The sequence below is a fragment of the Hydrogenophaga sp. genome, from assembly GCF_019635465.1.
Lineage (GTDB): Bacteria > Pseudomonadota > Gammaproteobacteria > Burkholderiales > Burkholderiaceae_C > Hydrogenophaga.
Genome location: NZ_JAHBZK010000007.1, coordinates 208,827 through 215,916 on the forward strand (window position 1 = coordinate 208,827; position 7,090 = coordinate 215,916).

Consider the following 7,090-nt stretch of genomic DNA (forward strand, 5'->3'; position numbering starts at 1 on the left):
CATGGCCATCCCGCAAAGCTTCATTCAGGACCTGCTCAGCCGCGTCGACGTGGTCGACGTGGTGGGTCGCTACGTGCAGCTCAAGAAGGGCGGCGCCAACTTCATGGGCTTGTGCCCCTTCCACGGCGAGAAGTCGCCCTCGTTCAGCGTCAGCCCGGCCAAGCAGTTCTATCACTGCTTCGGTTGCGGAGCCAACGGTAACGCCATCGGCTTCCTGATGGAACACACCGGCATGGGCTTCATCGAGGCCGTGAAGGAGCTGGCGTCGCAGGTCGGCATGCAGGTGCCCGACGACGGCGAATCGCCACAAGAGCGAGAACGCGCTGCGCAAATGCGCCAGCAGCAGGCCACGCTCAATGAGGTGCTGGAGAAAGCGGCCGCCGCCTACCAGAAGGAGCTCAAGGGCTCACCGCGCGCGATCGACTACCTCAAGCGCCGCGGCCTGTCCGGGCAGATCGCCAAGGCCTTCGGCATGGGCTACGCGCCCGAAGGCTGGCGCCACCTGGCCAATGTGTTCCCCGACTACGCCTCGCCACTGCTCACCGAGTCGGGCCTGGTGATCGAGCACGCCGACGAACAAGGGCACGACGGACAGGCCAAACGCTACGACCGCTTCCGCGACCGGATCATGTTCCCGATCCGCAATGTCAAGGGCGAGTGCATCGGCTTTGGCGGCCGCGTGCTCGACAAGGGCGAGCCCAAGTACCTCAACTCGCCCGAGACCCCGGTGTTCAGCAAGGGACGCGAGCTCTACGGCCTGTTCGAGGCGCGCACCGCCATCCGCCAGCACGGCTACGCCCTGGTCACCGAGGGCTACATGGACGTGGTGGCGCTGGCCCAGTTGGGCTTTGCCAACGCCGTGGCTACGCTGGGCACCGCCTGCACGCCTGATCACGTGCACAAGCTGTTTCGCTTCACCGAAGCGGTGGTGTTCAGTTTCGACGGCGACAGCGCCGGGCGGCGTGCCGCGCGCAAGGCACTCGACGCCGCCCTGCCACTGGCCACCGACACGCGCAGCGTGAAGTTCCTGTTCCTGCCGCCCGAGCACGACCCCGACAGCTACATCCGCGAACACGGCGCCGAGGCCTTCGCGCGCTTCGTGCGCCAGGCGGTCCCGCTGAGCGAATTTCTGGTGGAAGCGGCCGCCGACGGCTGCGACCTGGCCACCATGGAGGGCCGCTCGCGCATGGTCACCAACGCGGCGCCGCTGTGGAAGGCGCTGCCCGAGGGCGCGCTCAAGCGACAGCTCATGGGCGTGCTGGCCGAGAAGGCCCAGCTCGACCCCCAGGACCTGCCCGAGCTGTGGGGCCTGTCGGCCAACGAGCGAACGCCCACGGCCCGCGGTGGCAAAGGCGGCAAGGGCGGCCGTGGCGCCGAGTCGCGCTACAAGCAGCGCGCCTATGGCGCCGGCGCACGGCACGCCATCAAACCCAAGTCGATCGCCATGGCCGAGCACATTGCCCTGGCGGCGCTGCGCAACTCCTCGGCCTGGGACCAGCTGACCAACGACGACCACCACGTGCTGTGCGAGCTGCAGTCACCCCACGGTGACCTGTTCTCGTGGATCGACGTGCGCTTCAACGAACACGGCGCCGAACCCTGGGCCGTGCTGCAACTGGGCGTCGAAGGACAGCCGTTTGCCGACCTGGCCACCCGCCTGATCGGCCTGGACCACCTGCAGCCCACGGGCCAGACCTACGAGATCGAGGAGATCGGCGAGGACGATTTGCGCCGGCTGGTGACCGCCATTCACCTGGACGCCATTGCCGATGAGATCGTCAAGACCAGCCAGTTGCCGGCCTCCGACCCCCAGCGCATGGAGCGTCTGTACGAGCTCAGCCGCCGGCAGAAAGCCCTGATGCAGGCCCAATTGCCCCGGGCGCAGACCTCGTGACCAAACCGTGACCGCGCCGGTATAATCCACGCCTTGCACCGCAAGCGCGACAGCAGCACCTCCGGCACCGGCCCGGCCCTCATGCAAGGGCTACATGGATCACCCTCCTGGCCACCCCGCCTGTCTCCCCCGTGAGAAGGCGCGCGGAAACCCGCAAGGACTGCACACCAAATGTTCGCCCCCACAGCTTGCAGGCTCACCCGCACCGGCGCGTGGTGGGCTTGAGTGCCCTTCAAATCCACCGGTTCGGCACCATCTGATGGGGCCTTCTGGCGGCTGACGAGTTTCTGCCGGTCCGTTCGACGATTTTTTTTGAGGTATCCATGCCCGCGAAGAAAGCCAGTGCGTCCGTAGCTGCCAGTGCCAAGTCCCCTGCCAAGAAGGCCGTAACGGCCAAAGCCCAACCGGTGGCGACCCCCAAGAAAGCCCCTGCAGTGACCACCAAGACCCCCGCCAAGGCCGCCGCCAAGAGCGCGCCTGCCAAGAAGGCCCCGGCCGCCAAGGCCGAAGCCAAGACCACCGCCAAAAAGGCCAAACCCGAAGCGCTGAGCGAAGAACTGCTCGACGACGCGGTGCCGGCCAAGAAAAAACCCGGCCGCCCGGCCAAGGCCGCCGCGGAGAAGTCCACGCCCGCTGCCAAGCGCGGTCGCAAGCCCGGCAAAGCCGCCGCCGGCAAGTCCGAAGAGGACATGGGCGACGACCTGGGCGACATGGACGACGTCGACAGTGACGGCGATCTGGGCGAGGACGTCACCGAAGAGGTGGTCGAGGAAGCGCAGCCGGCCGAGAAGGCCAAGCCGCTGCGCATGAAGATCAGCAAGGCCAAAGAGCGCGCGCTGATGAAGGAATTCGGACTGGATGAAACCATCCTGTCCGAAGAAGAAGCCCGCGCCCGCCGCGAACGCCTCAAGACCCTGATCAAGCTCGGCAAGACCCGCGGCTACCTCACGCACGGCGAGATCAACGACCACCTGCCCGACAAGCTGGTCGAGGCCGAGACGCTCGAGGTCGTGGTGTCCCTGCTCAACGACATGGGCGTGGCCGTCTACGAACAGACGCCCGACGCCGAGACCCTGCTGCTCAACAACACCGGCCCCACCGCCGCCACCGAAGAAGAAGCCGAGGAAGAAGCCGAAGCCGCCCTGTCCACGGTGGACAGCGAATTCGGCCGCACCACCGACCCGGTGCGCATGTACATGCGCGAGATGGGCACGGTCGAGCTGCTCACGCGCGAAGGCGAGATCGAGATCGCCAAGCGCATCGAGAGCGGCCTGCACAGCATGATGGAAGCCATCAGCGAATCGCCGGCCACCATCGCCGAGATCCTGGCCATGGCCGAAGAGATCCGCGAAGGCAAGGTCGTCATCTCCACCGTGGTGGACGGCTTTGCCGACGCCGACGAGGCCGATGACTACGTGGCAGAGGAAGACTTCGACGACTACGACGAAGCCGACGACGACGATGGCAAGGGCGGCTCCAAGGCGCTGACCCGCAAGCTCGAAGAACTCAAGCGCGAAGCGCTGGAGCGCTTTGACGCCATGCGAGGCATGTTCGAGAAGCTGCACAAGGCCTACGACAAGGAAGGCTACGGCAGTGCGAACTACACCAAGACCCAGCACGCCCTGACCGAGAAGCTGATGACCATCCGCTTCACCGCCAAGGCCATCGAGAAGCTGTGCAGCACGGTGCGCGGTCAGGTCGACGAGGTGCGCAAGAAAGAGCGCGAGCTGCGCCGCATCATCGTCGACAAGTGCGGCATGCCGCAGGAGACCTTCATCAAGGACTTCCCGCCCAACCTGCTCAACCTCAAGTGGGTCGAGAAGCAGGCCGCCGCTGGCAAGTCCTGGAGCGTCGTGCTCGAGCGCAACATCCCGCCGGTGCAGGAGCTGCAGCAGGGCCTGATCGACATCCAGAACAGCGTGGTCGTGCCGATCGAGCACCTCAAGGCGATCCACAAGCGCATGAACGAAGGCGAAGCCTCGTCGCGCGACGCCAAGAAGGAAATGATCGAGGCCAACCTGCGTCTGGTGATCTCGATCGCCAAGAAGTACACCAACCGCGGCCTGCAGTTCCTCGACCTGATCCAGGAAGGCAACATCGGCCTGATGAAGGCGGTCGACAAGTTCGAGTACCGCCGCGGCTACAAATTCTCGACCTACGCCACCTGGTGGATCCGCCAGGCCATCACCCGCTCCATCGCGGACCAGGCGCGCACCATCCGCATCCCGGTGCACATGATCGAGACCATCAACAAGATGAACCGCATCAGCCGCCAGCACCTGCAGGAGTTCGGCTTCGAGCCCGATGCGTCCATCCTGGCCGAGAAGATGGAGATGCCCGAGGACAAGATCCGCAAGATCATGAAGATCGCCAAGGAGCCGATCTCGATGGAAACCCCCATCGGCGACGACGACGATTCGCACCTGGGCGACTTCATCGAGGACACCACCAACACCGCCCCGATCGAGGCCGCCATGCAGGCCGGCCTGCGCGAGGTGGTGAAGGAAATCCTCGACAGCCTCACCCCGCGCGAAGCCAAGGTGCTGCGCATGCGCTTCGGCATCGAGATGTCCACCGACCACACGCTGGAAGAAGTGGGCAAGCAGTTCGACGTCACGCGCGAACGCATCCGCCAGATCGAGAGCAAGGCGGTGCGCAAGCTCAAGCACCCCAGCCGCAGCGACAAGCTGCGCAGCTTCATCGATTCGCTCTGATCACGGGCGCTGATCGACAGGCGCGTCGCCAGACCAAAGGGGAGCCAGTGGCTCCCCTCTTTTTTGCTGCGGCGTGAAGCAGCCCCTCTCAGAGGTCTCGCCGCCGCGCCACCAGTTCGGCGTATCCGGTGGCCGGGTCGGGTTCGCGCGAAAACGCCCAATCGGGCAGCCAGGCGATCAACACCTCAGCCGCGGTGCGCACCACGCACCCCGGCAGCACATGCCCACCCCACACCCGGCCTTGCGCATCCGACAGGCTCATGTGCAGGTGCGTGTAGTCGGCGCCCACCGAGCCACTGAGCGAGAGGATCTCGCTCGGCCCGGGCACCACCGTCGCGCGATCGGCAGCGGCCAGCCGCAGCTGCGCATCGATCAGGCTGCCGATGCCCGCCACCACAAACGCCGCCTGCTGGCCTTTTGCGCGAACAGCGGCTTGCAGGGCATCGCGCAGGTCTTCGCCCGGCATCAGACGCAGGGGCGTGGAAGAAGTTGAAGGGACACTCATGCCCAGCATGATGCCCCACGGGTCGTTCCAGCGCGATCACTCCGGCTCGATGCCCGCCGCCTTGATCACGCGCCCCCACTTGGCGGTTTCGGCGGCCTGGAACCTGGCCAGCTCGTCGGGCGTGGTGGGGAACACCTCGCCACCGCTGGTGGCGAAGAACTGCTGCACCGGCGCGCCCTTGAGGGCGTCGACGATCAGCGCGTTGAGACGGGCCACCACCGGCGCAGGCGTGCCGGCCGGGGCATAGGCGGCAAACCAGTAGCCCATGTCGTAGCCCTTCACACCCGAGGCGTCGATCGTGGGCACCTCGGGCAGCACCGCCATGCGGCGTTGCGAGGTGACGCCCAGAGCGCGCAGCTTGCCAGCGGAGATCTGCGGCACGCCGGTGGAGGCGTCGGTGAACATCAGGGTGATCTGGCCCCCCAGCAAGTCGGTGATGGCCATCGGGTTGCTGCGGTAGGGCACGTGCAGCAGTTGCACGCCCGCCATCTGCTGAAACAACTCGCCCGCCACGCGACTGGACGAGCTGCCGCTGCCAAACGACAGCTTGCCCGGCGCCTGGCGCGCGGCATCAAGCACATCGGCCACGCTCTTGAAGGGCGCATCGGCACGCACCACCAGGATCTGCCCGCCCTTGCCCAGGCCGGACAGCGGCACAAAGTCTTTCACCGGGTCGTAGCTGAGCTTTTTGTAGAGATGCTCGTTGGCCGCGTGGGTGGTGTTGGTGGTGATGAGCACCGTGTACCCATCGGCCGCGGCCTTGGCCACCTGTTGCGCAGCAATCTGGCCGCTGGCGCCGGCCTTGTTGTCGACCACCACCGGTTGGCCGCCTTTGGCCGCCACGCCAAGGCCGATGGCGCGCGCCAGGCTGTCGGTGGCGCTGCCAGCGGCAAAGGGCACGACGAAGGTGATCGGCTTGTCGGGGAAGCTGCCCGATTGCGCGAAGGCGGTTGACGCGGCAAATGGTGCGGCGGCCGTGCAGACAATCAGTGCCAGCGCAGTCCGCCGGGCAAACAGAAATGGGGTGAGGCGGGTCATGTGTGTCTCCTGTGGTTCTGGGGAAAGGTCGTCACACGGCAGTGCCGCGCAACTGCGAAATCAAACTGGTCGGCACCTGCAAGGGCATGGCAAGCAGGTGAAAGGACAGCGCCTTGCCATGGCTGTCGAGATTGAGCGAGTCGTTGACACCGCCATCAAGCACCTCGTCGAGCACGAAGTTCATCGCCTGCAGGCGTGGCAGCACGTAACGCTGCACACCGCTGGGCTGGCGGTGCGCAAAGAGCTCGCGCACCTTCTGCGCCGTGATCTGCGCTTCGATCAACGCGAACAGCTCGGGGCTCCACGCGATCAGCGAGATGTTGGATCGATTGCCTTTGTCGCCAGTGCGCCCGTGGGCGGCCCGCCACAGCGGCACGGTGATCAGGGGTTCTGTCATGCGTCGGCCTTTACCATCACGTGGCGTGTGGGCACCTGCTCACGCGAGACCAGGGCCGACAAAGTGCCCAGCGTCGGCCGCAGGCTGGTGCGAATGCCGCCGCCACCAGCCGGGCCGCAGGTATAGAGCGCCGTCACCTCGCGCAGCAAACGCTCGGCCTGCGACTTGTCGGCGTGGCGCATGGCAAGACGCAAGCGCACATCTTCGGCCCGCGCTGCCGTGAGGCCGGCCAGCCAGCGCCCCTGGTCGTCGCCCCAGACGCTGGCCACGCCGATAAGGTCGGCCCGCAGCGGCACCGTCGCACCGAGGCGCTCTCGCACGATGTCGGCGGCAAGCCGTGCGCGGGCAGTCGCACGCGCGCCCGCGTAGGACACCTCGCCTTCGGCCAGCCAGCCGCTGGCGTGGCACACATTGACCTTGAGCGTTGCCGGTCTCGGGTGGCCACGCACCCCGCTCACGCGCACGCGATCGGCGCTCAGCGTTTCGACGTCGACCTCGCCGATGTCGGCAACCACATCCGGCGTGAGGTACGCGCGCGGATC

Annotated in this window: 6 protein-coding genes; 2 read left to right on the top strand and 4 right to left on the bottom strand. The window is 66.4% G+C overall.

All coding sequences use genetic code 11. From position 1 onward, the window contains the following. Nucleotide 1 precedes the first annotated feature (1 nt). Both dnaG and rpoD read left to right on the top strand, forming a co-directional pair. Nucleotides 2-1,894: a DNA primase gene (dnaG, locus tag KF871_RS08595; protein ID WP_291140696.1), complete on the top strand. Its 1,893-nt coding sequence runs from the start codon at nt 2-4 to the stop codon at nt 1,892-1,894. 323 nt (nt 1,895-2,217) lie between these two features. Continuing rightward, on the top strand, nt 2,218-4,608 hold the full coding sequence (gene rpoD, locus KF871_RS08600; RefSeq protein ID WP_291140699.1) for an RNA polymerase sigma factor RpoD: 2,391 nt from the start codon (nt 2,218-2,220) through the stop codon (nt 4,606-4,608). An 88-nt stretch (nt 4,609-4,696) separates the two neighbouring features. Here the strand turns inward: rpoD and KF871_RS08605 are convergent, their stop codons facing one another. The 4 genes from KF871_RS08605 to KF871_RS08620 form a co-directional block, all read right to left on the bottom strand. Continuing rightward, complete coding sequence (locus tag KF871_RS08605; RefSeq protein ID WP_291140702.1) at nt 4,697-5,113, bottom strand: PPC domain-containing DNA-binding protein; 417 nt, start codon at nt 5,111-5,113, stop codon at nt 4,697-4,699. A 36-nt stretch (nt 5,114-5,149) separates the two neighbouring features. After that, complete coding sequence (locus tag KF871_RS08610; RefSeq protein ID WP_291140704.1) at nt 5,150-6,151, bottom strand: tripartite tricarboxylate transporter substrate binding protein; 1,002 nt, start codon at nt 6,149-6,151, stop codon at nt 5,150-5,152. Between the two features lie 31 nt (nt 6,152-6,182). Then, nucleotides 6,183-6,548, bottom strand: a complete 366-nt coding sequence (locus KF871_RS08615; RefSeq protein ID WP_291140707.1) for a hypothetical protein — start codon at nt 6,546-6,548, stop codon at nt 6,183-6,185. Then, nucleotides 6,545-7,090 (bottom strand): acyclic terpene utilization AtuA family protein (locus tag KF871_RS08620; protein ID WP_291140709.1); only part of this gene is annotated, 546 nt, incomplete at its 5' end. The genes KF871_RS08615 and KF871_RS08620, both read right to left, overlap by 4 nt.

What these genes read in the sequence shown, in the direction of transcription:
- dnaG (WP_291140696.1), top strand. Translation starts at nt 2, where the DNA reads ATGGCCATCCCGCAAAGCTTCATTCAGGACCTGCTCAGCCGCGTCGAC.
- rpoD (WP_291140699.1), top strand. Translation starts at nt 2,218, where the DNA reads ATGCCCGCGAAGAAAGCCAGTGCGTCCGTAGCTGCCAGTGCCAAGTCC.
- KF871_RS08605 (WP_291140702.1), bottom strand. Translation starts at nt 5,113, where the DNA reads ATGAGTGTCCCTTCAACTTCTTCCACGCCCCTGCGTCTGATGCCGGGC.
- KF871_RS08610 (WP_291140704.1), bottom strand. Translation starts at nt 6,151, where the DNA reads ATGACCCGCCTCACCCCATTTCTGTTTGCCCGGCGGACTGCGCTGGCA.
- KF871_RS08615 (WP_291140707.1), bottom strand. Translation starts at nt 6,548, where the DNA reads ATGACAGAACCCCTGATCACCGTGCCGCTGTGGCGGGCCGCCCACGGG.